Here is a 26,144-nt window from a genome sequence, read left to right on the forward strand (position 1 = left end):
CCCCGCAAGATCGAAATGGCCTCTGGAACAACAGGGAGGCGCGAAGGCCGGGGGCTTTTGCCAAGCGGAGCGGTTCGACGTGGCGACTTGCGGCCGTTTTGGCGTCCTGGCTGCCGAAAAGCCCGCCAATTCCGACCCGGTGTAGGTCACGCCCCGCCCCGGCTGCGGTTCAGCTCTCGCCTGCGGCCAAGACGGATCCCCATTAATGTCCGCATCCTGCTACGCGGCTGCTTGATCATCGGGTGGAGTTTTCCCACGCCAGCCCACTACTTTTGGGCAGGGGTGTCCTTCGAATTCCTGAGCATTGCAAAATCTGGATCGGTGTAGGTTGGAATGGTCTGCGGGGTCCAATTTGAAGGCTCAAATGGCTGTTGCGTATCCCCCTTCGCTGAAACCATCGGACGCACCGCATGTCCTGCGCGACGCATCCGCGAAACCAGTTTCCGACAAGTCATTCAATGTGGCTGCGCATGGGCTTCGTGGTGTCGCTTCGCTTATGGTGTTCTTCGCGCATCTCCTGGGCGGCACGGCGGAGCATATCTACGCCTCGAACTCCGCCTATGTAGCGGCCATTGGGCCTTTCTGGAATTTCGGCACCTTCGGTGTGTGCCTTTTCTTCGCCATCAGTGGCTTCGTGATCCTTCCGAGTGCGCTGCACTACAGTCCCCGTGAGTTTGCCGCCCGACGGTTCCTGCGCGTCTACCCGTTGTTCTTCGTTCTCAGCGTGCTCTACGTCGCACTGAACGCCGCGACAAACCTCTATCCCGAGACCAACAATCTCACCGCAATTCTCGCGGGACTGACGTTCCTGAATCTTTTCGCCCACACAGAGCAGCTGACGCCGAATGCCTGGAGCCTGACATTCGAAGTCTGGTTCTATGTGTTCACCGGTGCCTTCGTGTTCTTGGCCATCCGTCGCCCCAACAAGCTTGGGTTGGCCGCTCTGGGTCTTCTCGCGGTGCTCTTTATCGCCAGATATCCGATTGCCCTGTATTTCGTTGCCGGCGGCCTGATCCGTCTCGCCTACGATCGATATGATTGGATGCGCGTCGGTCGCCATCGGCTGGCCGAGAGCGCGGCGCTGGCAACGTGCGTCTTCATATCCACTCGCAGCCACTACGACTATCACTGGTCCGATTTCCAGAATGCCGAAGTGCCATTGCTGGTCGCTGCGACGGCGCTTTACTTCGGCCTTGCGGTGTCGCGAAACAGCTTGACTGCGCTGCTTCTCGGCAATCGGCTTCTTCGCTACTTCGGGACGGTCAGCTACAGCCTTTATCTGGTGCATCCCTATACGTATTTTCTGACCCGCTCCCTCTTTTCACACGCTCACCTGTTCACCGCCAATGTCGTCGTCTCGATGGGCGCCTTCATTGTCGCTGCAAGCGCTATCACCTGGATACTCACGCATCTCGCGAACCGCAGCCTCGAACTGTGGCCCTATGAGTTGGTCTATCATCAGAAGATCTACCGCTCGACATCGCAGCAGAATGCCGTTCGGACGTGGCTTGGCTTAGGCACCAAACGCTTCGCATGGCTGCGGGGATAATGCAGGGCCGCGACGGTCCATGGCCCGAGACCATGGCTGATCATGAGATCGTGGGAGATTAATCGTCGGACTTGGAGAGCAGGTCCGTCAAGCGAGACACGTCGGGCACAAAGAGTTCCTTTGCGCGGCGCAGCACAATCCCGACACTCTGCAGATAACTGAGTTCGCGGGCCACCGCTTCCCGATGCGTGCCGATGCGATTGGCCAGATCCGTATGGGTGGGAATGGGAGAAATCATCGCCGAACCGTCAGTGTCGATACTTTCAACACACAAGCGCAGCAGTTCGCTATGCACGCGCGATCGAACGCTGAGTGTCGAGAGTTCAACGATATGCTCGACAAACGAGTGCTGGCGCTCGACCAGCATTTGGACGATGGCCTGAAGCGCCTCGGGATCGTTCTTGATTATATCCAGGAAGGCCCGATTGCCGATGGAGGCAATGGTGCATGGTCCTGCGGCTTCGATCGAATAAGGCACCGCAAGAAGGTCCCCGCTTAAAGCCACTTCATTGACGAGCGATCCCTCGTGCGCCGATGGGAGCCATACAATTTTGCCTGTACGGGTATAGACAGGGAAGCGAAGCTCACCCTCCAGAAGAAAAAATACTCGATCGACCCTTTCGCCGGCCGGAATCAAGACATCGCCGTCTTCGAGATGGAACCAATGACAGCGTCGGTTCATCTCGGCCAGCGTGGAAGGGCGAACGGCATGGAAATGCTCGATATCGCTCAAGTCCGGGCTTTGCGATGTGTTCCTTTCGGCTGTGGGAGTGGTTTCCCTCTCCGTCTGCGGAACAGCATATCGATCTAGCGGCTGTTTCAACTTTCCTCGCACCCTGCAAAATGTCGAGTCTTTGTCAGGCTCTCCAATTCGAGGGCCTGACAAAGCCAACCGGCACCGTTGCCGCGGGCAAAAGAAATCATCATTTTTTGACCGAGGCGGCAGCCATGCCTCAATTTCGTATGCTCACACCATCATAAGGCGTTGTGTTGAGGATGTAGGCTACCTCGGTACGATTTCTCGCGCGAAGCTTTTTCATGACATTGCGAATATGCACCTTGACCGTGCTTTCGCACATGTTGAGCTCGTATGCGATCACCTTGTTTGCCTTGCCCCGCCGCAACGCTTCGATCACCGCCATCTGGCGCGACGTGAAAACATTGTCGCCCTGCGGCTGCTTCGCGGGTTGGCTGTCCTTGATCGCCTGGCTCGAACTAAAGAGGACGCTCGGCGGTACGAAAGTCCCTCCTGCCGCGACAAGCTGAATAGCCTTTGCCGCAACCTGCAAGCTGACGCTTGTTGGGATGTAACCGCGTGTCCCGCTTTCCACTGCTTTGACGATATCGTCAAAGCTTTCGATATCCGAGAGCATTACGATTCCCAGAGAGGGTCTGGTTGCCTTGAGATGGGCAATCCGCGACAGATGATAGTCCGCCTGAGAATTCGACCACATGACGCATAGCAACACGGTCGAGACGCGTTCGGTCTCCTCCGGGCTGGCAGCGTCAAACGCTTCGACCGTAGGATAGCGCTGGATACGAAATGATGGCTCGATGAGTTCGAGGCTTCTGGCGAAACAGTCGCACATCAGCGGTCTGTCATCGATGATCGCTATCTCCATCTCCTCCCGTGAGGGAGCAGGTCCGATATGATTGGCATTTGCGACAGATGAATAGGGAGCCAAGTCGGTTTTGACCGGCTGATCGGTAATGGACAGAATTGTCATAGCTTATCCCCAACCCAAAGGTTCAACTCCAGTACCCACGGAATTCACCCCAACGGAGAATCCGCTTCGAATACCCACCTCCTTAAGGTATTAGTAATAACTTGCAGATCGATGAGGCGGTGTGACAAAACGCACACCCTGAATATAATCGCATATTTTTAGCAGGATTAGAGCCGGGACGGCAAAATGTCGTAGTGGCAAGGCTGCCTCCACCAAAAGGTGTATCCTCAACGAAAAGGATGCCGGGGGTTGATCCGCATGCAATCTATAACGAATTGCAAAGGAGGATTTTACGTGACGTCGCTTTTAAAACTGTAAATTTTCACATCCATATCCAAAGCACGTAAAGTAAACCTGAAATTATGCCATTGTGAAGTAAAGTGTATCTTGGAAGACACCTCATGCCGGACTCCGAGCAACGAGCCGTCAGGCTGGTCAAGCCTCCGAGCGCGGCCTCCGGGAGCTCCTCCAATATGGAATTGACCTCTATTCGAGCCATTGCCGTAGGTGTCGGCCCAATTTAATGGCAAGCGCGACAATCGTCAGGGTGGGCATATCGTTTCCCCCGGTTGGAAAAACGGAGCTCCCGGCGACAAAAAGGTTCCCGAGGCCGTGAACCTGGCACGTGGCATCGACCACGCCAGTCCGCGGATCGGCGCTCATCCTCGTTGTGCCCATGTGGTGCCTCACCCATCGGTATGGGATATCGTCTCCGCCTGGGGGCTCCTGGGTGCTCGATCGAACGTCGCTTCTGTGGCCCAGCAGCCGCATCTCGTCGGTGATGATCGTCTGCACGCGCTCGAGTGTACGCCGAACGAGAGGCCCCACCCTCCATTCCAGTTTCACGCGCGGAAGATTGAATTCGTCAAGTCTTGTATCGAGCGTAACCCGGCTTTCCGGGTCCGGCTCTTGTTCGAGGATCGTGTCAAAATGAAAATGTCTCACGCGCCCGCGTGAGTGCCCAAGGCGCTCGATGGCTGACGCGACCGACGCTGCGGGATGTCTGAGGATGGTGCGGCCACTCTTGATGAGGTCGCGATGGAGGCGTCCCTTCCGCAGCCAGAAGGCAAGATAATGCAACGCCTCGGAGCCACCCAGATCATTGGCGCAAGGTCCCGGCTTGATCCACGTCCGGGAGCCCAGAAGGCGTTCACTTTCACGAATCTCCGGGCGCAGCGCCAGTCCGAATGCACCGCTCACGCCGCAGTGCTCTTGCTCCGACAAATAAGGCCTTCGCGCTACAATGGATGGCACGTGCAGGGCCAGCGCGGTGTCGGGATGGCAGACCTGCAGGCTCCCCCATTTTACGCGCGGATGCTCCATGAAATAGCGGCCTACCAGGTCATGCTGGTTGCCTATGCCATTCGGCGTCTGCCGGTTTGAAACCAGGAGCAGGCGCGCGTTTTCGATCCCACCGCAGGCCAACACAAAGGACCGTGCCTGGATCCGGAAGCGCCTGTTTGGCGTACTGGCCACCTCGATGGAGCGAACCCATCTTCCCGATGAGTCGGTGTCTAACCGCAAGGCGGTGGCGTGCAGGAAAACCTGCACGTTTTTTGCCCTTTGCAGCCTGGCGCGCAATGTCGCCCCCAAATCCGGGACGGGACTGAGAAAGCATCGTTCGGAAAACAGTGGCCCGGTCATAGGCAGAGCCGCGAAGGCAGGCCATTCGGCTTGCAAGTCGTCGATGCCCAGCAAACCGGCGGCCGCCTCATAGTAGGGGAGGAGCGAGTTGCGATCGACAGGCCATCCGCTCATCGGAATCCAGGACCGAGGCTCGAAATCGGCGTGGTCCAGCATCTTGCACCAACCACCCCAACCAGCCCTGCCGGTACTTCCGCCGAACTGGCGGATCCTGCAAAGGTCCAGCGCCTCATAGGGTCTGCCTACAGAGCGGCCTCGCGACAGTCTTTGGCGCCAGTGTTCGTATGTCAGCCCGCCGCTTTCGATGATGCATATGCGATGCCGTGTTCCTTCGAACTGCGAGGCGAGCGCCAAGCCCGCCGCACCCGCGCCCACGATGCACAGGTCTGTCTCCAGGCAAGCGCCTTGGGGAACGCCGTCGCAATCCTCAATCATGGCGACATTGATCGGGCAGCAGGCGCGGCAAAATCGTCATCGCCAGGACCATACGGTCAGGTTCGTGAGGTCTGATCACTGGCGGTCCGTTGTCCGAGCCTGATCCTCTTTGCCGCTTGCGAACGCAGTGCGGTGAAATTCGGCGCCACCAAAGGGTAATCAGGCGGCAAACCCCATTTCCTGCGATAGTCGGCCGGTGTCATTCCAAGCGATGCCAGATACCGCTTCAGCGATTTCATCCTGCGTCCATCCTCCAGGCTGATAATGAAATCCGGAGTCACCGATTTGCTGATTGGTACGGCGGGAACGATCTTTGGTTTGCTCTTTTCCGTGCCTCCCGCGAGGGCCTGCAAAGCGCGGCCGACATTCTCCACCAGATCCACCAGATCAGAAGGTGAGGCCCGGTTCCTGCTGACAAAGGCCGAAACAATCTTGGCAGTTGATTCCAGGTGATGGACGGGGTCGGTGGCCATGGATCCGCTCTCGACTGACGATGGTTATCGTCCGTGGCCAAATGCGGGGCCCGTTTGGATCACTCGTTTGCCGAACTTTCCAACATCAAATCGGGAGCAGATGCTCCTGATCCTCCCCGCCTTTGGAACCCTTCAATGGCATCCGCAGGGGCCATTTCTGTCAATTGCCCTTGGCGGCGCTGAATCCACCCAAAAGTGGTAACTGGCAGTGACAGCCAATGTGACCCATCCGTTGGGATCGCGGCCCGTCGTGCTGCGTTTGCTTGATGTTTTCTTGAAGACCGCCAACATCGATGCGCCTTCTACACGGCGGAGATTGAAATATCGGATGCATATTTCCACCATCCTAGGTGTCGGCCATTTTAACAAAGGCCGACTGCTACACAATTACGATAGAGGCATGACGGAATTTGCTTTTCTATTACTTCATATAAATCGAGATTTCACGGGTATAATCTCGTGTCAAACTGTCATTAAATGTGTCTGGCTCGATCATGATTGTGAATAAACTTTCTTGGAGAATCTGATTATTAAGTATGCGGGGGAGCGTGGATATCAGGAGACGATATGACCATTAAAGTTACGACTACGGCGAAGTTGCTGGTGGGGGCGTTCTTTGCTCTGGGAACCATAGGGATTTCCAATGCCGGCGCAGCCGGGGAGTCTGGCGTCCAGGTAAGCTCGCCTAGCGAGACCGGCGCCAAAGCTGGCGGTGCCGGCGAGACTGGCGGCAAGGCCGGCGGTGCTGGCGAGAGCGGTGGCAAGGCTGGCGGTGCTGGTGAGACCGGCGGCAAGGCTGGCGGCGCTGGCGAGACTGGCGGCAAGGCTGGCGGCACCGGCGAGACCGGCGGCAAGGTTGGCGAGACCGGCGGTACGGCCACTACCCTTAGCGCTGCGTCGAGCGAGACCGGCGGCACTGGCGAAACCGGCGGCAAGGCCGGTGGCACTGGCGAGACCGGTGGCAAGGCCGGCGGCGCTGGCGAGACCGGTGGCAAGGCTGGCGGCGCTGGCGAGACCGGCGGCAAGGCTGGCGGTGCTGGCGAAACCGGTGGCAAGGCCGGCGGCGCCGGCGAGACCGGTGGCAAGGCCGGCGGCGAGAGCGGCAAGGGCAGCGGTGGCGCTGGCTAGGCCGATAAAACCTTGAGACTATCGGGTGCCGGTAATGGTTGTTCCCTTATCGGCATCCGTGTCCACCAACTGGCGCAATTCATCCGCGCGAGCACCAAGTCCCATCACCGGTCACCAGTCCGAACCGGCATAGCGCGCGGCCTCCTTCCACAGGGCGAGCGCAACCTGTGGGGAACGGGCTTTCACCTCGAAATCTTGACCTCTGTATTTCCCGGCCGCGACCCAAACTGTTTTTGAGCGCTGATAAACAGTGACGCCTAGAGCGCCGGCGAGCGTTCGCCATTGTGGATCATTTGCATTCATACATTCCAGCCCCCGCGCCATGTAAGAAGCAACGAGGGATGCCAGATTGGAGTTCCAAGGAATGTGACCATTTTAACACTTGCCGATCCGAACCTCCCATTCGGCAATCGAAACAACCCCGCCGCTGGCGCGAGCGGCGGCATAGATCCGGTCCCCGACGATCATTGCAAGCCACCAAGGGGCCAGGCACTCCCCCGACCAAAAGTCTAGCAAGAACACCCAAAAGCCTGTCTGGGATCGTTGGGTCTAGCGGCGATACCATGCACCTCATGATCTGCGTAACAGCAGCCGCTTCGCTTGGTGCGCAACGCTTGATCGCCCGCCGCACCAAACATGCGGCGAGCAATTCTCATCGGATGGTGCGCATGCCTTTATCGCCAAAAGCCTGGATCGCCAAAAGTCCCTTCTCCTTCGGGCAGAATTCAGCGCGGTTTGGCCCTCTTCATCTCCGGAGGGACCGACAGCGTCCCCCGCGATTCATGGAAGCCTGCACCGTCCTTGTCCAGAAGAAGGTCCACTTTGTTGGATGATCGGCCGTAGGTAAGGTCTTGCTATGCGGGCACTGTCGCGAAGGACGTTTGGGCAGGGAGCCATATTCGGCTTGCTGCACTGGCTGGGCGCTGGCAAGGCAGCCGGCGCGTACGCTCAGCCAGGCGATGGTGTGACGTTGGTGGCGGGAGGCAGACCCGCCGCCACGCTGGTTATCCCGGACAGGCCGAAGGACTCCGTCCACTATGCTGCCGTGGAGCTCGGCTGGCATATCGAGAAAGCGACCGGCTTCCAGCCTGCCATGGTGACTGAAAGCGAAGTGACGTCGGCAAGCCTGGGCAAAGCCCATATCTTTCTGGGCGATACCCGGTTTGCCCGAAAGGCCGGCATCGATTCCGGCGCATTGGAGCCGGAGTCGTGTGCAATCCGCACCGTCGGCCGCCATCTCTGTATCGCGGGGCATGACACGAGCGGCAGCCCTCTTGATGAGGACACGTCCGCGGGAACGCTCTTCGGCGCATACGAACTTCTCGATCGCTACTTCGCGGTTCGGTGGCTATGGCCAGGCGAACTGGGAACGTTTGTTCCAAGAGCGGAGTCCGTGGTCGTTCCTCTTCAAGACCATGTCGTAACGCCTCGATTCATGCAGCGCCACGTGCGCTCGGCTGCGGGCTTGAAGGCCAAGGATCATCCCGAGCTGGGCTTCACTGCCGCGGCGGCCGAAGAATACATGAACGCGCAGGCAACATTTCTGCGTCGCAACCGCATGGGCCGCCGAATCCCAGCGAAGTACGGCCATGCCTTCGTGGACTGGTGGCGGCAGTATGGCGCCGAGCATCCTGAATGGTTTCAACTGGTCAACGGCAGACGAGGCCCCTCAAGGCTGGGTGCGCGCTTTTCCATGTGCATTTCCAATCCGGGTCTGCGCGAAGAGATTGTCGCGCAGTGGCGCGAGCATGGAGGGGATACTCCTGGACACCTTCCAACCTTCGTCAATGCTGTCGAGAATGACGTGCCTGGCCAATGCGAATGCGATGCATGCAAGGCGCTCGATGGCCCGGAACCACCGGATTATCGAAAATTCATTCCGCCGAAATCAAAGATCGCCAGCAAGCCTTTCGTATCCGACAGATATGCGCGTTCATGGCAAGCCATCCAGCAGATCGCCGCGAAATACAATTCGAACTCGGTTGTCGTCGGCTACGCCTACATGAACTACTTCGCCGCTCCGACCTCGGGCATAAAACTGGGGCCGAACGTCATGATCGGATTTTGCCCGTCATCCTGGTTCTATCCCCGAAGCGGCGACGAGCAGGATTGGATGAAAGCCCAGTGGCGAGGATGGGCGGAAACCGAGGCCAAGCTTTTCATGCGGACGAACTATTTTCTGGACGGATATTGCATGCCGCACATATTTTCCAGCCAGTTCGCCGACGAGTTTCAGAGCGCCGCGAACAACGGAATGATCGGGACCGATTTCGATTCGCTGACAGGTCATTGGGCGACACAAGGCCCAAACCTTTACCTGTTGCTCCGCTTGCAGATCCACCCCGACATGCCTGCCGGCTCCCTGCTGTCAGAATATTACTCCGCCTTCGGACCCGCGGCGGCTGACGTGAGGAAATATTTCGATTTCTGGGAGGCGTATACGTCCGGTGGGAGTGCGCGGCTGCGTGACACCTTCGAGGCTCTTGGGGCTTCGCGTTGGCGAAGCTGGGCGAAAGCGGCGCATGCGATCTATCCAGAGGAGAGCTTCGCGCCGGCCGAAGCATTGCTCGACAAGGCAGCCTCCTCCGCGGCGGCAGACCAGCAAGCGTCAAGGCGGGTGCAATTCCTTCAATTGGGATTGCAGCACGCGAAATTGTGCTCTTTGGTTGCCGCCAAGCTTACGCTCGGCGATCCGGAATCCAGCTACGAGAGAGGCAAGGTGGAATTGCAGGCCCTGTTGGAATTTCGACGAGCGCACGAGCGCACGTGGGTATCCAACATGAATCACTGCGCGTGGGTCGAGAGCACCAGCTGGGCCCTTCCCGGCGCTGCAGTCCAATTGCAGGAGCCCGATCCGGAGTGATCTTCTTCAAGCAGCGAAACTTCCAGCCTGGCCTTCGATCACCAACAGCGAAGGCACCCCGCCAGCATGCACGCTGGCAAGGGTGCGCTCTTTACGACCTGGCAGGATCGGCAGGGCGGTCAGCCGCCCTTGCTGCCGCCACCGTCTCCAGCGCCGCCGGATTTTCCCCCGGACTCACCGGCGCCGCCAGCCTTGCCGCCGGACTCACCGGCGCCGCCGGCCTTGCCACCGGTTTCGCCAGCACCGCCGGCTTTGCCAGGTTCTGCAGCGCGCCCTGCCTTTCCGGGTTCTGCGGCGCGACCTGCCTTGCCTGCTTCCACAGATTTAATTTTGGTCGCCGATTCGGCAAAGCTAGTCGTCGAGACGGATGCGACAGATACAGCAAGAGAAATTGCGGTAAGAATGCGAATGATCATGATAAGCCTCCTTAACAGGGTGACATTCAGCCCCTGAGGATCTTGTCGTGTATTTTTTTGGGAAGATCGAGTCTTGTTCCAGGGTGAGCCCGTCGGCATGTTTTATAATTAGTGAAAAAATTTTCGGACGAAATTTTACTCATTTCTCTTTCAAAATAGGCGTATTAGCGATTTCTTGGATATCTGCCTAAAACTTGCAACTCAATGTGATCGGTCGCAACAGTCGCCTGCATTGATCGCGAGGGCCAGCGCTCCGCTATGGCGTCGCCAAGTAGAAAATGACGTATCTATTTAAAACTTCGGGGAGCTGGATCGTCAGCTCGGTTTGACTGTTCGCACATTCTTGACGTCCGGACCGACAAATCCCAAAGTTCAGGAGCAACCATTTGTTAACTATCTGACAATGTTGTGGTGATGGTTGCGTGCAGTGCTGCACTTTGGGCAGGCACATAGCGATTTCCATCTCTCCGTCCCGATCTTAAGGCTTGTGCCCGACGATCGACAGGTCAATCGGGCCAACCGCGCATGAGCCGGATGGCCGGCACCTGGGGCTGCGAATGGATGCTTACGCGTCGGCGATCCCGGTCACTAAATCCGCTGACCAGCATATTGAGCGGCTTCCATCCATAACGTGAGTGCAACCGCGGGCGAGCGGGCTTTCACCTCGAAAAGGCGGCCTCGGTAGCTTCCCGTGGCCACCCACACTGTTTTTGAACGTTGAAGGATCGTAACCCCAAGAGCATCCGCCCGATGGAAAATCTCGTCGTGATCGCGATGCATTTGCTCTGGCCTTTGGCTCCTAAAAGCGGGCGAAGGTGCTCCCTCATTGGCAAACCATAGCTTGGTCTACGTTCATATTGGGGCGCTGTCATTTGCATTTGACATAGATGCCGGCTTCGTACGAATCCGTCATAGGATCCCAACAGTCTGACCGTGCAAAGCCACGGCGTTGATAGGTCAGCAGCCAGCCGCACACCCTCATCGCCCATGGGACTTCAGTCTTATTTGCATTATTGCTAATATGTCTATAATTTGAGCAGTGCGGGGGACACCCAAACCAACCCGCAGTGGCCGGTGTGGCGCAAATCAAGCTGCCCAACGCAGCGCAGCCGCACCGGCCATTGGTTCCCAAAAGCCTCGGCTTTGTCGTCATACGGTTACAATGACATCTCGACTGCGGTGCCTTCCGACACATGCGAGGAAGCCGCGGAGTCTAATCGATCGGCTCGCCACCCAAAGACCTGAGTTGTCGATAGACCGTCAAGGGATCAGATCGGGACCAGGTTGCACGTTGATTAGCGCGCTACCGATCCAAGAAGCCGACGCGCTGGCCAAGGCGATCATATCGACGGTGGCACGGCTCAGTCCGCCGAAGACTCAACGGAGCCAAGACATGCCGTCTCGTTTCATCACATAATCTTCAGTCTTGGCCATTTTCTTACACCAGCGGCCAATCGTCGACGGAGTTCCTTGGAAATAGCGCGAGCAGTACCCGCTGCCTCTTCATCGTCGTCGATATCGTCTTCAATCAGCATAGCCAGCGTTTCGACATCGTCGAATGGAAATTCATCGGCGATGTCATCGGCAGCACCCCGTATCACCTCGGCATGGGCACATACGATTTCGGCGGGCTCTTCCAACATCCGCAATTGCCGCAACAGCGATGCAATAGTTTCGGATTGTTGGGACATCGCTCCATGCCTCCGTGTGGGGCAGGAGTAAATCTATGGCTCCCAAGCGCTAGCGCCCATAATATTTGCTAACGACAGCACTCCTTTTAGGGTTTCGTGCAAAACCCGTAAAGTCAACTGGCGAAGAAAACTGTTCACAACCCAAGCCAGTCCGCGCGTCCCGGCAAGAGGGACAGACCATTCGCGCTCCTGGTCCCTGCGGCGAGCCGCCGAGCTTGAGCCGTCTCGCGGCTGCGGATGCTCGAGCTTAAAACGCCGAACCTCTATAACGTGTCGCTTCCTTCCATAAAGCGATCGTTGGCTTTGGAGCACGCCCCTTCACCTCGAAAGTACGGCCACGATAGCTTCCCCTGGCCACCCAAACTGTTTTTGAGCGTTGATAGATGTTGATGCCCAACGCGCATGCTCTTGCAAGCAATTCTCTATCATTTCGCATTTTGATCGACCTCGTCACGGCTCCCTGAAAGTTGAGATAACAATGATGCCCAGAGTTTGTTGCAGTATCGTGTCGGACCCCATTCCGTCAGGTAACCTGTCGTCACGGAGGCCCGTTGCCTTCCGCGTTCGCGAGGCGACCAGTCCAAGAAAACCCGCCGCCCCATTCACGGCAGCGACGGGCCGCCCCTGGGATTTTTGGGACTTGCCGGGCGTTGGGTCCCTGCCGCACCAAAACCATTAGATGACCCTAATGTTCCATGGCCGTCGCGATGGTACGTTTTTGACGATTCATCATCGCACGAGCGAAGCGGCGTCATGTGGCGCAGCCAGCGCGCGGTGAGTTTTGAGACCGCATTCTGCAGGTGTAGAGCCTCGCCGCGTGGCCGCCGCCATCATGGCTTTTCAGTTCTTGGGCCTAAGCGGCTGGCTGCATGTGCTTGCGATCGCCAAGCTCCCGTCATGTCCTGAATGACGTGGCGAGAATGACGTGGCGAGTTCCTCAGCCCTTCGGTCGCTGAGCTTCACCCCATGGCGGAAGCCCACTGTCCGAATGGAGAGGCGGAACAAAACGCATCTCGTTTAAATTGGGCCTAGCTGACCATGGAGGCCCGCTTGAGGTTCATCGCGTTGCAAGATCCGGCCGACAACTGGATGGTGTATGATCTACATTCCGAGGTTCCGGCGGAATTCACTTGCAAAGTGCTCTACGGCCTCTCGCGCGAAGAAGCAGAGCATCTGACCGTTCTGGCCAATGCGAAATTTCGATCCAGAACAGCTATCGCGGAGCCCATGCTTGGCCGCCCGGCCCTGCGGTTGAAGGATCTCACGCCCCTCACAACGCTGGATATCGGACCGCTAACCCCCTGCCCGGATTTGTGACTGGGCGTGGCAACCGCGGCAGCGAAACCGGCAGCTTGAGGAGTAGCGGCGGCGCTCTCCCGCGACCAAACCCTGATTAGAGTTGACTCGGGCGTCGAGCAAGGCAGGGGATCGTGCTGTGGCAGGCTGCGATCCCCCTCGGCATTCAGCGCATTATCCTTTGCCTTAGCCAGGCAATAAACCTGTTCCCGCCAATCGTTGCGCGGACCCGGTTGGCAGCCCAGCCCGCCTTCATCGTAGCGCCGACGTGACAATCGCAGACGATGTCGTGCAGTTGCCAGTCGCTCAGCCCGAAGAAGCGTTTTGCCTCACCATAGCTGTCGTCTTTCAGGCCCGATGCGCGCAGCACCGGATCTTCGAAGGCCACAGCAATTGCCGATCCTTCCCCACGCACGCTGTCACGTTCCTCCAGGCGCAGATACTCGGTGCCTGTAAACGCTGCAAGACGTCGCACGGGATGTTGTTCGAGAAGTTCGGCCCAACGTTCGATACGCTGGTTCCGCGTCATCTCCGAATACGCCGCCGAGGATTGAACCTTGGCGACGGCATGCAGTTGGTCGAGTGTCTGATGTTTCATGGCAGCCTCCTGTCGAGAGCGAGAAGCACCCACGCCTTCAGAGAAATTATCGCGCGGCGATGCCCCGACAAGAGCGGGAGATTGAGGCGGTCAGGATTGTAAATGTCCACAAGGCATTCGGGGAGCGGTCGGTGGCATCGGCCAGCAATCCAGAACCAGTCTGCCCAGAGCCGGGCTGCATGAATCCGGCGACTGCAGCTACTTTTTAATGATGTTTCCGTTGCGCAGGTCGAAGGCTTCGGAACCGCGGGTCTGGCGGTAGAAATCATCCTGCAGTTCGCCCCATTCGCCAAGAAAGGCACCGCACTTGCTGCAGTGAATTGGCGTCGACTCCTCGGCGTTGTCGGGAATGTCCATTTGGATAGTCCCGCATACCTTGCAATCGAGTTTGTCGTCCAGCCGGCGTTCCATTTTCCAAGGATTGCGCATTTTCAGTCAAGAGCCAATTGTTGGTTTCGTACCAAGGAGCATAGACCAGCGCCAAGCCTTCGGCCATCGATCACTCACGAGAGTCAAAAAGGACGGCTAGGTCCAGTTCCCGTGCCAGATCGACGATCTTCTCCGTCAACTCGTCATCCGTATCTTGCAAATAGGGCGCATCCCTGCGAGCGGCCTCTATTGCCGCTTTGACCGAGACGATATCGCCATATCGGGCACTTCGAAGCTCTGATGCCAGAAACTCCCTAGCGGTACCGACGGGTCTTATTGCCCATCTGGCGATGCTCATGCGGTTCCTCCCATCACCCTCGGCTTCATCTTGATCCCGTCCAAGGCGCCGATCAATCGATGGTACGATTTCGTACGAAATCGCTCAGCTATAAGAAGGCAATGGCGGTACGACATCGGCCAAGCCTTGGTTTGGGCGTCGCGAAAGTTGCCCGCGCGAAATTGTCCCGCGAGGCAATCGCGACCTACGGAAGGCTGGCTTAGTCATCGCACTTTCCGCAGCGGTCGTCATGCTGCCTATCCACCGGCAAACCGCCGACCCAAGATCGATTGGATCCTCGCGTCGGCGTTACCACAGAGCGCCGCCGGTCACCTGGATGTTCTCCATGGTGATGCCCCTGGCGGCGTCCGAGCACAGGAACACCGCAAGCGCCGCGATTTCCTCCGGCTGCAGCATGCGCTGCTGCGGGTTGCCGCGAACGATTTCGGCCATCGCTTCCTCTGGCGTGCGGCCCTTGCCCTCACGCTCGACCACTTGCGCGACGTTGCGGCGCATCAGTTCCGTCTCCACCCAGGTCGGGCTTATCATGACGCAGGTGACGCCGTGTGCGGCCCCTTCCAGCGCCACGCAGCGCGTCAGCCCGAGCAGGCCGGCCTTCGAGGCGCAATAGGCAGGATTGTCCTTCCAGCCAACCGAGGCCGCGGTGGAGCCAATGTTGACGATGCGGCCCCAGCCGCGTCCGATCATGCCCGGCAGCACGGCGCGTGTGACACGGAAGGCACCCGTAAGATTGGTGTCGACGATCTTGTCCCAGAGTTCGTCGGAATGCCCCACGACCGGCTGCTCGGCGGTGGTGCCGGCGGCATTTACGAGAATGTCGGCCGGCCCGATCGCCGCCTCCGCCTCGGCCACGAAGCGATTGCTGAGATCGCTGTCGCGCACGTCGAGATGCGCGGCGTGGACGCTTGTGCAATGCGCCGCCAAAGCCGAACGCACCCGTTCGATCTCGCCGGCGCCCGGATAGTAGGCGGCATCGGTCCTTCCCGGGCCCGGCGCGGCCACGTAGGAGCCGACAGCGACATTGGCCCCGGCCCTCGCAAGCGCGGTGGCGATGGCGAAGCCCATGCCGGAAAAACCGCCGGTGACGATGGCCCCGCGGCCCGAGAGGTTGGTCATCGAACTCGATCTCCGCAATCAAACCACAAGGCAGTCGCCACCGACCGTCATTTCGGAAGCCGCGCCGAACCTATCCAAGGCCCGGCAACCGGCCTGGTCAAGGCTGCAGCGGCTTGCCCAGCCATTCGCGATAGAAGCCCTCGATATCCGGCTCGAAATCATGCACGATTGGGTAGCCGGGCGCGGCCGCTTCCACTTCGTGCATGGTCCCGCACTGCGGGCAGATGAATTCGCGGATCTCCATCCATTGCGGATCGGGAATATCGCTGTTGGGATAGATTTCGCGCAGTGTCTCCTCGGTGTTGCGCACGATGATCGCCGCCTTCAGCTTCCAGTTCTTGCGATAGTCGCCGAAGGAGTGGCCGCACTCACAACGGGTCACCCGCTCGTCACCGCTCTGGCAAATGAACAGATGATCCGAGACCGGCAGCAGGATCGGATCCTTCCAGCCGACGCGGTCCTGCAGCACCGCGACGTATTTGAAGAAGCGGTCGTCGTCCTTGTAGGCGCTCATCGCGCGGCGGGTCTGCGGCCAGGGCAGCGTGCCCGCGACCAGATCGGCGATGACTTCCTTGCTGTACGAGGTCACGGCTTTGCTCCCGGCATGAAGATCGATCTGGCGTCGACGTTCCAGAAATCGCTGAATTCCCTGGTGAAGCGCGAGGAAAGCTTGATTGCGCTGGCGTACATTTTCTTCACCTCGGGCGCAAAGTCGGCCTTTTCGACACGGCCGCGCTCGGTGGCGATCCACTCCGACACCGGCTTTGCCTCGGCGAGCCGCCTGGCGCGCATCTCGGCGCGGTGACGCTTGGTGGCCTCGATGTTGGCAACGGGATAGCCGTCCCCATCCTCGTCGAGGATGATGCCGAAAATGCCCTCGGCCGCCTCCTTGGTGAGATAGCCGTTCTCGACATCCAATGCTGTCTTGAGCGGATCGCGCTCCAGCACGTCGCCATAGCCGCCACCGCCATTGTAGGAATGGGTGAAGATGTCACCGGTCTTGTGCGGGGCGGTGATGTAGGGGCCCTCCATCGTCACATGCTCGCCCTGCAGCCGCAGCTCAAGCTCCGAGCGATGCGGGTTGGTGCCGGTGTGGTGCGCCAGCGGTGCCCTTTTTTCGGCGAGTTCGAAAATGTTGGAGTTGCGCACCGCGCGATGCTTCTGGCAGGTCGGCGCCGGATAGCCGCCGCACATGCCGCCATTGTCGAACACGCGCGACGAATGCTCCGATGTAACCAGCCTGAGATGGTCGGTCTTGCTGACCAGCCAGGTCGACAGGAAGGAACAGCCGCCGCGATACTTGCCGGCGCCGCCGGAATTGGGAACGATCGAGCGGCCGATATAGACCATTGGCATGTTCTGTTCCCAGATCTCGATATTGCCCATGTCGGATTCCGGGTTCCAGCCGACATAGGCGGTGTCGAGCCCATCCTTGATCGCCAGCGCGCCGGAACCGGCGGCCGCGCATTCGAAATGCGCCATGCCGAACAGCTTGCCGTACTGGCTGGTGCCGCCCATCTCGATCATCGGGCTGTTGACCTGGCCGACGAAGGCTTCCTCGACAAAGCCGCGTCCGATGAAGGAGCGCGACAACAGCCGCTGGAACACGCCATAGGCCGGAAGCAGCAAGGCCCATGAGGTGGCGGTCGCAACCATTTCGTTGTCCGGGTTGGTCCATGTTCCGTGCGGCAGTTTCAGTTCGGTCGCCATCCAGGCCCCGTCATTGACCAGCCCCTCGAAATTCATGTGCTGGGTGAGCGTCACGAACATGCCGCCATCCATGCCGGCCGGAGTGCAGTTCATCGAATGGTAGCCCCAGGGCTGCGTGCCCTCGAAGTCCATGATGATCTTGCCGTCGGTGGTGATCTCCATCTCGATCGGGATGTTGTACAGCCAGTCGGGGTCGCCGAGCGGCTGGTAGCCGGGCTTGCCCGCTGTGACGTGGCCGTAGAAAGTGTGGCCGCGGTATATGCCGGGCACGGTGAGCTGGCGCGTGCGGGCGAGCTGGGCGCGGCGGCCTTCTTCGATGAACTCCTTCGACACCTTCATCCAGTAGTCCAAGCCGATCTCGTCGATCAGCGCCTTGACGCTTTCGCGCATGTCGATGCAGGAGGCGACCTTGGCCTTCTCGTCCAAGACCCAATAGATCGGCATGCGCAGATTGCGCTCGCAGCGGATGACATAGTCGCGGCGGATCTCGTCGTTCTCGCCGACCTTTTCGGCACAGACGAACAGCCCTTCCGTGAAGCGCTCCTGCGCCAGCGCCACGTCGCCGCCCGGCGTGATGCCGCCGACCTCGAGCTCGTGGCAGACCGCGCCCGCCCAGCCGACCAGTTTGCCCGAGTGGAAGATCGGCACCACGTCCATCACATCGGGCACCTGCACGGTGCCGATGAAGGCATCGTTGTTGGCGAAGATGTCGCCGTCGCGGATGCAGGGGTTTTCCTCATAGCCCTGTCTGATCATCCATTTGATGAAGCGGCTCATCGTGTGGACATGCACCATGATGCCGTTGGAGAGTGCGATCGCATCGCCTTCCGGCGTGTAGATGGCGACCACCATCTCCCCGACCTCACGTACGCCGGGCGAGGCGGAGATACGGCGGGCCATCTCGCGGGCCGAGACACAATAGGCGCGCAGCTTGGTGTGCAGCGTCTCGAATTTGAGCGGATCCTGGTTGCGCAGCGAAAGTTCGGTGATGCCGTCGTAGCAGCCGGTCTCTTCCATGAGCCGTTCGGATTCGATCAGCCGTTCGCGGATGCGGAGCGCGGAGGCGGGTTTGTCCAGCATGGCGTTCGCCCTTCTCAAGCGTGGGTGTAGTGCAGCAGCGTCCATTCATCGACATGGACACGGTCCTGCGGGTGAACGACGAGCGTTGTGGCGGGATGTTCGATGATAGCCGGGCCGGTGACCTCGTGGCCGGGCTGCAACAGATCCATCTCGTAAAGATTGGCCTTGTGCCAGCGGCCGCCGATATAGGCCTCGCGCACACCCTTGTGGGCGGCTGCCGGATCCGACTTGCCGAGCGGACGCTTCAAGAGCACCGGCTTGATCTTATCGGCGGTGGCGATGAGCCCGAGTTCGGTGATCGAGAAGCCGGCTTCGCCATAGCGCGAGACACGGTGGTTGACCTTGGCATAGACGGCCTCGAATTCATCGATGACACCGCGCATATCGTCGGCCGAATGGATGGCCGAGAGCGGCGCCATCACCTCGACATCCTCGAGCTGGCCGGTATAGCGCATCATCAGGAACGGCACGGTCTTGATCTTGTCGCGCCCATGGCCGTCCTCGATCATCTCGTCGACGGCTGCCTTGGTGAGATCGTCCCAGACATTGGTGACCTTCGTACCGAAGGCCATCAGTTCGTCATCGCTGGCGCGCGCGCCGATGTCATGCTGCGTCGACACCGAATGGCGGCGCATGAAATCGGCCGTCGTGCAGCCGAAGGCCGAGAAGGCGGCGGCAAACTGGAAGGTGATGATGTCCTTGAAGCCGATTCCCCTGGAGCAGCCGGCCAGATGCAGCGGGCCTGAACCGCCATAGGAGAGCAGCGTGAATTCGGAGGGGTGGATGCCCTGGCCGGAGATGACGCGCCGCAATGCATTGTTGGCGTCGGCCTCCAGCATGTCGATCATGCCTTCGGCGGCCTCCTCGACGCCCACACCGAGCAGGCGCGCGCACTTTTCCTCGAAGGCTGCCCTCGCCTTCCCGACCTGCAGAACGACCTTGCCGCCAAGGAAGTAATGCGGGTTGAGGCGGCCCAGGATGGCGTCGCAATCGGCGATGGTGGGTTCGGTGCCGCCCTTGGCAAAGCAGATCGGGCCGGGATCCGAGCCCGCACTTTCCGGCCCGAGCGAGAGCTTCTTGGTCAGGGGATCGACCTTCAGGATCATGCCGGCGCCGGCGCCGATCGTGTCGAGGTGCAGCGTCGGCACGTTGAGCTTGAAACGGTCCATCAAAGGCTCGTTCTCGATCCGCGTCTGGCCGCGCGTGATGACGCCCATGTCGAAGGAGGTGCCGCCCATGTCCGAGCAGATCAGCGAGTCGTTGCCGATCAGCTTGCCGACATAGGCCGCGCCGAGAATGCCGCCGATCGGGCCGGAGGTCATGGTTTCGTGTAGGCGCGGATGGTTGATCGAGGTCAGGCCGCCGAAGGACAGCAGCGTCTGCACGCCATATTTGAAGCCGTATTTCTTCGAGACGTCCTCGATACCCTTGAGCTGCTTGCGGCCGCGCGACGTCGCGTAGGCCTCGATCAGCACCGAGTTCAGCCGCGACTGTTCACGGATGACCGGGCGGACTTCGTGGCTGGTGTAGACGGTGATCTCGGCGCCGGCCTTTTTGATCTCCTCACGGCAGATCTCGGCGATGCGCTTCTCGTGCACGGGATTGACGTGCGAGAAGATCGTCATGATGCAGATGCCCTCGACCTTGTCGGCGATCAGCTTCCTGGCTGCCGCTACGACCTCATGCTCGTAGAGCGGCAGGATGATGTCGCCGAACTGGTCGATGCGCTCGGTGACGCCATGGGTGCGGCGGCGCGGCACCAGCGGATCGGGATGATGATGGGTGACCGCATGCAGCCGGTCGGCGTAGGAATAGTCGGCCCAGGCCTGCAAGCCGCGGCCCATCAGGATCATGTCCTCCAAGCCCTTTGTGGTGATCAGGCCAAGGCGGCGGCCGGTGCGCGACAACAGCGTGTTGAGCATGCCGGTGCCGGAATAGAGCACGACGTTGACGCCGGAGAAGAGCTGCTCCAGCGAGATTCCCCAGGCATCGGCCGCGTCCTCGGCGGAGGCCAGGAAACCTTCGGCTTCGTTCTTCGGCGTGGTCGCCGACTTGCCGATCTTGAAGTGACCGTCCTGATCGACAAGGATGGTGTCGGTCATGGTGCCGCCGGCGTCGATGCCGATGACGATGGGGTTGCCGACGATGGGGCCGATGGGATTGGGTTGGGTCACGATCGCCTCGGAATGTGGTCTGGGTTGAGGCAAGGCTAGAGCTCTTGGGCGGCCTCGCGCCATATGCCAAAAGACACAATGACGGTCGGGCCGGGATCGCCGAGAAAAGGGCATGCGCATGGGCAATATCTGGGCGCCGCTCGCCAGGGCGATCGCCGCCACCGGCACGGACAGGCATGTCGACTGCCTGATCGACCTGATCGGCGCCGACATCGAGCACGACCTCGTCACGGTGACACGCTATTCGGCGACGCAGACACCGGAATTCGTCAAGCACCGGCGCTTCTCGGACGAGATGGTGCAGCGCTATCTCGCCAGTTACTACGTGTTCGATCCGTTCTACGCCTCGTGGCGGCGCGAGCGGCGGCTTGGCATCATGCCGCTGAAACGGCTTGCCGACGACGAGGCCAAACGCGGCCAGTACATAGCTGGCTTCCTGGCGCAGTCGGAAATCTGCGACGAAGTCGGCATCATGCTGGCGGATGGCGGCGACTGGTGTCTCGGCATCTTCCTCGACCGTTCGAGCGCCGCTTTCAAGGACAGCGAGATCGCGCGGCTGGAAGAGCGGCTGCCGGTGTTCGCAGCCCTGCACGCACTCGACATAACCGCGCGCGGAAACGAATTCTCCCGCACATCGGTGCCGACAGGACCCGGCGCTTCGCCGCAGCAGAAGCCCAGCATTCCGGCCAGCCTCTGGCCAGAGCTTTCACAGCGGGAACGCGAACTCGTCCAGCTCGTCCTGGCCGGACATCCGACCGCCAGCATCGCCGAGCGGCTGGGGATCGCGGTCGGCACGGTCAAAAATCACCGCCGCCGCATCTATGAAAAACTCGACATCACCACGGAGCGCGAATTGTTCCTGCAGTTCTTTCAATCGCGGGCATCCCGGTTGAATGGTCCCTGAGATTTCGGGCTAGACCGAACCTGTTTCGACGCCGCTGCACGCCTATTGCTTGACCGAGGTGGAAGTCCCCCATGTGTCCGACAGCACGTAGCCTTGCGGGTATGGGTCCGTCGGATCGAGGTAGTAGGCATGCTCACCGGTGATCCAGGCTCGGCCAGTGATTTCCGGAACGATTGCCTTGCGGCCGCCGATCTCCTTCAGCTCCACAATCTTGCCGGCGAAGCGCGAGCCGATGATCGATTCGTGGATCAATACGTCGCCAACTCCCATCAGGCCTCGGGCCTGCAGCACGGCCATGCGGGCCGACGTGCCGGTTCCCGTCGGGCTGCGGTCGGAGCGTCCCGGCGAGACGATGCAGGTGTTGCGGGTGACATTGCCGGGCCCCTGGAACGGCATGGCGAACTGCACGATCGACACGCCGCGCACATGTTCGAATTCCGGATGCACGACATCCAGCTGTTCGCGCGCGGCCCGTCGAACCTTCTCGCCCATCACCGCCAGCTCGCGAGCCTCGTCGGGGGCGACCGAGAAGCCGAGCGCCTCGGCATCGACGATCGCGTAGAACATGCCGCCATAGGCGACGTCGATCGTGAGCGTTCCCAGCCCCTCGACTTCGAGGTTGACATCGAGACGTTCGGCGAAGGCAGGCGCATTGCGCAAGGTGATCGACACGCATTTGCCGTCACGGCATTCGGCTCGCACGTCGATGACGCCACCCGGCATGTCGAGCCTGAAGCGCGTCTCGGGCTCCTGCATCGGCACCATGCCGGTCTCCAGCAGGACCGTGGCGACGCAGATCGTATTGGAACCGGACATCGGAGGATATTCCGTCGGCTCCATGATGATGGCGCCGGCGACGCAATCGTCACGCGTCGATGGAACGAGCAGGTTGACATGGCGCGCGACGCTGCCGCGCGGCTCGCAGATCAGCATGCGCCTGATATGGTCGTGATCACGTTCCATCGTGATCATCTTCTCCATCATCGTGCGGCCCGCCGGCGGCAGCACGCCACCCACGATGACGTCGCCGACCTCGCCTTCGGCGTGACAGCCGACGACACGAATGCTGGTTTTGCTGCGCATTGTTGAATGCCTGTTCTAGACGGCGCGCGTTATGCCGCCATCGACGCGGATGTTCTGGCCGGTGATGTAGGCCGCGCCGTCCGACGCAAGGAACGCGATCGTGGCGGCGATTTCCTGGCTGGTGCCATAGCGCCCCAACGGCACGCTGTCGCGACGTTCCTCGGTTGCGGGCAGGCTGTCGATCCAACCTGGAAGAACGTTGTTCATGCGAATGTTGTCACCGGCATAAGTATCCGCGAAGATCTTCGTGAAGGAGGCCAGTCCGGCACGGAAGACGGCAGAGGTGGGGAACATCGGGCTCGGTTCGAACGCCCAGGCGGTGGAGATGTTGACGATGACGCCCGATTTCTGCTTCTGCATGATTGGTGTGACCAATCGCGTCGGACGAACAGCGCACAGGTAATAAACGTTCATTGCGTCATGCCAATCCTCATCGGTAATCTCGAGGATGGGCTTTCGTGGGCCGTGGCCAGCGCTGTTTACAAGCACGTCGACGCGGCCCCACCGCTCGACAGCGCCATCGACCAGCCGCTTGAGATCGTCATTGGATTGGTTCGAGCCGGTGACACCGAAGCCGTCGAGCTCCTTTGCCAACGCTTCCCCTTTGCCTGAGGACGAGAGAATCCCGACCTTGTAGCCGTCCGCAGCAAGTCGACGGGCGGTCTCCGCGCCCATGCCGCTTCCGCCAGCGCTAACCAACGCAACTTTTTGTCCTGTCATCGTGCTTCCTTCGGCTACCAACTCTCGTGCATTTTGCGAAACTCGGCAAAGTCTGACACATCGCCGTGGGGATGGCTAAACAGAAATCGGCCGTCGTCCAATAGGAAACTATCGAATGACTCAAATGGCTGAACGGCTCGCCTCGGGGCATTCGCGCCGACGAGCGCAGCGGCGCACCCTATTTCGCCGCCACCGTGCTGATCGACAGGAATGAGCTAGCCAAGCTGGAAGGCCCTCGCCGATCTGCCGCGAAAAGCTTGCTCGGAACGAGTCCGGCTTTGTTTCAGCGGAACGTTCGAGCGGAATTGAGCATCGGCGCCATCGAGGCGGTTGACGGAGGCTCCATGCGGTCACTCGCCCAATACAATTCCGGATGCCACGATCTGCGCCGTGCGCTCCGTCAATTTTCCGCATTTTACAAGCGTGGGTTTGACGTAGGTTTTCTTCTTCATGATCGCGATCCGATGTAGCACCGGACTAAACGACCTTCGGCACGGCAACGTTCCATCGGCCGGCATCGAAGGCAGCCGCCCTTCTCCTCACTTTGCGCTCAACGCGACCATGCGATCGAGCGCCGCGCTCAGGCCGTGCAGCGACACAGGAAATGTCAGCGGGGTCTCGGCATCCGTCGTGACATTGAGCTTCAGCACCGTGCCTCCCCGCATCTTTCCAACCATGGACCGATCGATGGCAAAGACCGCGAGGCAGCCCGTCGGCAGGCAGGTCCTGAAACGCTGTTGGGACGATGGCGGCTGATCGTCGATCTGCAGCGTCACGCCGGAATCGAGCAAGATGCCGAAAGCAGAAGCAAGGTAGCCGTCGTCGAGCCGTCCGCGCGTCTCTGTATCTCCACGGCAAGCAGTCTTTGGCCGTTCTTCTGGACCTGGTCCTGCGAAAGCGAGCAGACCCTCACATTCTCTTGGACAGAGCAAGCCACGCTCCAGTCCTGGTAGACTTCGTGTAGCGATGAGGGGCCATCCGCAACAGCCGCCACCTGTTGTTGTGCCGATGCGGGCGACATCAATGACAATGCGATCGCCCCGCAGGCGTAGGCGGCCTTGAGGCTACGCTTCATGTGCAGACCCATTCGCGGATCTTGCATTTCTCGCCCGTCGCCTCGCAGGCCTGCAAGGCGAGGTCCTCAGCTTCGCGGCGGGTCTCGGCCGAATTCACGCCCCAGGGCGTGAAACGGTTCTCGACTTTGTCGGCCAAGGCGAGCGCGCCGCAGTGCTTGTAGGGAAAGCCGGTCTCGTCGTCATCGTTCCAATGCCGATGGTTTCGGAAGACGGTGACGACATTGCAGGCCTTTCCGCCCGCATTCTCGCAATATTTCTGCGCGATGTCCTTCGCCTCCTGCCGCTTGTCGGCACCCCAGAAGAAACCGTATTTGCTATCGGCCTGCGAATAGGCGATGGCCGCCCAGATGCCTTTTTCCTCCTGCTGCGGCTCCGGCGGAGCCACCAGGTCGGCCGAGACGACGTGTCCGCTCCACAACAAGATCAAGCCCAAAACCGCCAACGCCTGCAATCTCATGGTCGGCACCCTTTCCTCAATCCCGTTCGCTCGCCTACTTCGCCGCCGAAGCAACCGAGATCACCACGCAGCTTTTGCCAGTTGGCAGGAGAAGCGCTTCCCCGGAGTTGCCGCCGAGTTCGTACACCTCGACCTGCCCAAGATGGTCGGTGATCTTGCTGCCCTGCGGAAGAATGGACGGGATGTCGGCGCACGGGCTGGCGAATGGCGCCACCCGCACCATGGCCCCCTCGCAGCCCGACGCGGTGGGCGATGCGAAGACCACGCCGGCGGCCGGACCGTTGTAGCGTTCCGATGCATAGTCCATGCCGACAAAGGCCTGGACGGCATGCTTGTCGGCGGCCTGGTCGTTCCACAACGATTTAACGCTGTATTTCGTGCCTGTCGTCAGGATCTGTCCAAGCACGGGGTAGACGGTCGAGCAGGCCTGCACCCCGGCTTGCTTGACGTGCTCGAGGAAAGGCGTGTCCGGAAGCGCGGGTGACGGCGTCGAAGCCTGTGCGGCTGTCGCGCCGCCGACCAGATTGGCGATCGCGGCATAATTCCCGGCGGCGAAGCCTACGCCCGCCACGACCAGCCCCAACAGGGAAAACCCGATAACGCGCGGCCAGCGCCGCCGCGCGGGCTCGACGAGCCTCTGCCGATCCGCCTCGACGGCCGGGTTGCTGCGTTTCGCGGACATGAACTGGTCCTGCTGGCTCATTGGTTCTGCCCCTTATTTGACTGGCGAAAGGGCTTCCGTCAGCCCCTTGAGCGTTGCGGTCACGGTGATCGTCTGACCGTCGACGGTTGGATAGGAGATCGCCGGCGTCGCCTTGCGCGCTATCTGCTGGCGCATCACCGGCCCCACCGGCAGCATGCCGACACAGACCATTTCGTTGCAGCCGTTCAGATGCACGTCGATCGGCTGTGCCTGTCCATCGAATTTCAGCGACACCAAGCCGTCGCTCCTTGCATTCGGCGCGGTGCGCAGGATCATGTAGGGCTTGCCGTCCTGCGTGGCGGCAAGCGACCAGCTGAAGGCCATCTTGCCGGCAGCGTCCTCGATGATCTGCGAGACGTTGCAGACCTTCTTGCGGGCCTTGAGGTTTTCGTCGCAGATCAGCGTCCAGTTCTCGAACGGCCGGATGATACGCTGGTAGTCGCCGCGCTTGACGTCGGGCGGCAGCACCACATCCGAGGGCTTGATTCTATAGGGCGACGTAACCTGCCCGGCGGCCGGCACGAGGCCGCCGCAGAGCGCCAGGCAGGTCAGGGCAACAAGTCCTTTCATTCCT

General features: G+C 60.2%; 23 protein-coding genes and 1 pseudogene. 5 read left to right on the top strand and 19 right to left on the bottom strand.

Going from position 1 to position 26,144, the window contains the following annotated elements; genetic code table 11:
• The first annotated feature begins 364 nt into the window (after positions 1–364).
• Positions 365–1,549: an acyltransferase family protein gene (locus LB577_RS22695; protein ID WP_224688570.1), complete on the top strand. Its 1,185-nt coding sequence runs from the start codon at positions 365–367 to the stop codon at positions 1,547–1,549.
• A 58-nt stretch (positions 1,550–1,607) separates the two neighbouring features.
• Here LB577_RS22695 and LB577_RS22700 read toward each other — a convergent pair whose 3' ends face one another.
• The 4 genes from LB577_RS22700 to LB577_RS22715 all read right to left on the bottom strand — a co-directional run bounded on the left by LB577_RS22700 (position 1,608) and on the right by LB577_RS22715 (position 5,828).
• Positions 1,608–2,282, bottom strand: a complete 675-nt coding sequence (locus tag LB577_RS22700; protein WP_051410536.1) for a Crp/Fnr family transcriptional regulator — start codon at positions 2,280–2,282, stop codon at positions 1,608–1,610.
• A gap of 220 nt (positions 2,283–2,502) precedes the next feature.
• On the bottom strand, positions 2,503–3,276 hold the full coding sequence (locus tag LB577_RS22705; RefSeq protein WP_084018938.1) for a LuxR C-terminal-related transcriptional regulator: 774 nt from the start codon (positions 3,274–3,276) through the stop codon (positions 2,503–2,505).
• A 486-nt stretch (positions 3,277–3,762) separates the two neighbouring features.
• Positions 3,763–5,076, bottom strand: coding sequence for a GMC oxidoreductase (locus LB577_RS22710; protein WP_224688572.1), 1,314 nt, complete (start codon positions 5,074–5,076; stop codon positions 3,763–3,765).
• A gap of 335 nt (positions 5,077–5,411) precedes the next feature.
• The gene (locus LB577_RS22715; protein WP_013893288.1) at positions 5,412–5,828 is read right to left on the bottom strand and encodes a MucR family transcriptional regulator; all 417 of its coding nucleotides are present in this window, start codon (positions 5,826–5,828) and stop codon (positions 5,412–5,414) included.
• 567 nt (positions 5,829–6,395) lie between these two features.
• Here LB577_RS22715 and LB577_RS22720 point away from each other — a divergent pair.
• Complete coding sequence (locus LB577_RS22720; protein ID WP_224688574.1) at positions 6,396–6,956, top strand: hypothetical protein; 561 nt, start codon at positions 6,396–6,398, stop codon at positions 6,954–6,956.
• Positions 6,957–7,860: 904 nt separating this feature from the next.
• Positions 7,861–9,819 (top strand): DUF4838 domain-containing protein, encoded by a 1,959-nt coding sequence (locus LB577_RS22725; protein ID WP_224688576.1) that lies wholly within the window; start codon positions 7,861–7,863, stop codon positions 9,817–9,819.
• A 119-nt stretch (positions 9,820–9,938) separates the two neighbouring features.
• On the opposite strand, the gene LB577_RS22730 is transcribed toward LB577_RS22725, so the two are convergent.
• Together LB577_RS22730 and LB577_RS22735 are read right to left on the bottom strand one after the other, a co-directional pair.
• Positions 9,939–10,235, bottom strand: a complete 297-nt coding sequence (locus LB577_RS22730; protein WP_156937907.1) for a hypothetical protein — start codon at positions 10,233–10,235, stop codon at positions 9,939–9,941.
• A 1,409-nt stretch (positions 10,236–11,644) separates the two neighbouring features.
• Positions 11,645–11,926, bottom strand: coding sequence for a hypothetical protein (locus LB577_RS22735; protein WP_224688578.1), 282 nt, complete (start codon positions 11,924–11,926; stop codon positions 11,645–11,647).
• A 1,050-nt stretch (positions 11,927–12,976) separates the two neighbouring features.
• Here LB577_RS22735 and LB577_RS22740 point away from each other — a divergent pair.
• A complete protein-coding gene (locus tag LB577_RS22740; RefSeq protein ID WP_224688580.1) occupies positions 12,977–13,243 on the top strand; it encodes a hypothetical protein in 267 nt (88 codons plus the stop codon).
• A gap of 145 nt (positions 13,244–13,388) precedes the next feature.
• Here LB577_RS22740 and LB577_RS22745 read toward each other — a convergent pair whose 3' ends face one another.
• From LB577_RS22745 to LB577_RS22775, 7 genes are all read right to left on the bottom strand, one after another.
• Positions 13,389–13,820 (bottom strand): hypothetical protein, encoded by a 432-nt coding sequence (locus LB577_RS22745; RefSeq protein ID WP_224688582.1) that lies wholly within the window; start codon positions 13,818–13,820, stop codon positions 13,389–13,391.
• Positions 13,821–14,018: 198 nt separating this feature from the next.
• On the bottom strand, positions 14,019–14,177 hold the full coding sequence (locus LB577_RS22750; RefSeq protein ID WP_023765683.1) for a hypothetical protein: 159 nt from the start codon (positions 14,175–14,177) through the stop codon (positions 14,019–14,021).
• A 142-nt stretch (positions 14,178–14,319) separates the two neighbouring features.
• Positions 14,320–14,547, bottom strand: a complete 228-nt coding sequence (locus LB577_RS22755) for a hypothetical protein (protein WP_224688584.1) — start codon at positions 14,545–14,547, stop codon at positions 14,320–14,322.
• Between the two features lie 288 nt (positions 14,548–14,835).
• Entirely contained in the window at positions 14,836–15,663 is an 828-nt protein-coding gene (locus LB577_RS22760) for an SDR family NAD(P)-dependent oxidoreductase (protein WP_224688586.1), read from the bottom strand.
• A 97-nt stretch (positions 15,664–15,760) separates the two neighbouring features.
• Positions 15,761–16,252: an acetone carboxylase subunit gamma gene (locus LB577_RS22765; protein ID WP_224688588.1), complete on the bottom strand. Its 492-nt coding sequence runs from the start codon at positions 16,250–16,252 to the stop codon at positions 15,761–15,763.
• The gene (locus tag LB577_RS22770) at positions 16,249–18,453 is read right to left on the bottom strand and encodes a hydantoinase B/oxoprolinase family protein (protein WP_224688590.1); all 2,205 of its coding nucleotides are present in this window, start codon (positions 18,451–18,453) and stop codon (positions 16,249–16,251) included. The genes LB577_RS22765 and LB577_RS22770 overlap by 4 nt, the downstream gene beginning before the upstream one ends.
• 14 nt (positions 18,454–18,467) lie before the next feature.
• The gene (locus LB577_RS22775; protein ID WP_224688592.1) at positions 18,468–20,627 is read right to left on the bottom strand and encodes a hydantoinase/oxoprolinase family protein; all 2,160 of its coding nucleotides are present in this window, start codon (positions 20,625–20,627) and stop codon (positions 18,468–18,470) included.
• 112 nt (positions 20,628–20,739) lie between these two features.
• On the opposite strand from LB577_RS22775, the gene LB577_RS22780 reads away from it, so the two are divergent.
• Positions 20,740–21,531, top strand: a complete 792-nt coding sequence (locus LB577_RS22780) for a helix-turn-helix transcriptional regulator (protein ID WP_224688594.1) — start codon at positions 20,740–20,742, stop codon at positions 21,529–21,531.
• Between the two features lie 42 nt (positions 21,532–21,573).
• Here LB577_RS22780 and LB577_RS22785 read toward each other — a convergent pair whose 3' ends face one another.
• From LB577_RS22785 to LB577_RS22810, 6 genes and pseudogenes are all read right to left on the bottom strand, one after another.
• Entirely contained in the window at positions 21,574–22,614 is a 1,041-nt protein-coding gene (locus LB577_RS22785; protein WP_224688596.1) for a proline racemase family protein, read from the bottom strand.
• 15 nt (positions 22,615–22,629) lie between these two features.
• A complete protein-coding gene (locus LB577_RS22790; protein ID WP_224688643.1) occupies positions 22,630–23,334 on the bottom strand; it encodes an SDR family oxidoreductase in 705 nt (234 codons plus the stop codon).
• A 539-nt stretch (positions 23,335–23,873) separates the two neighbouring features.
• A pseudogene (locus LB577_RS22795) lies at positions 23,874–24,421 on the bottom strand (invasion associated locus B family protein).
• A complete protein-coding gene (locus LB577_RS22800) occupies positions 24,406–24,867 on the bottom strand; it encodes a DUF4189 domain-containing protein (protein WP_224688598.1) in 462 nt (153 codons plus the stop codon). The pseudogene LB577_RS22795 and the gene LB577_RS22800 overlap by 16 nt, the downstream one beginning before the upstream one ends.
• Before the next feature lie 34 nt (positions 24,868–24,901).
• Positions 24,902–25,570, bottom strand: a complete 669-nt coding sequence (locus LB577_RS22805) for a hypothetical protein (protein ID WP_224688600.1) — start codon at positions 25,568–25,570, stop codon at positions 24,902–24,904.
• A 12-nt stretch (positions 25,571–25,582) separates the two neighbouring features.
• Positions 25,583–26,140 carry an invasion associated locus B family protein gene (locus LB577_RS22810; RefSeq protein ID WP_224688602.1) on the bottom strand — a complete coding sequence of 186 codons (558 nt, stop codon included), beginning with the start codon at positions 26,138–26,140 and terminating at the stop codon, positions 25,583–25,585.
• Between the last annotated feature and the right edge of the window lie 4 nt (positions 26,141–26,144).

The organism is Mesorhizobium sp. B283B1A, assembly GCF_020165735.1.
Lineage (GTDB): Bacteria > Pseudomonadota > Alphaproteobacteria > Rhizobiales > Rhizobiaceae > Mesorhizobium > Mesorhizobium opportunistum.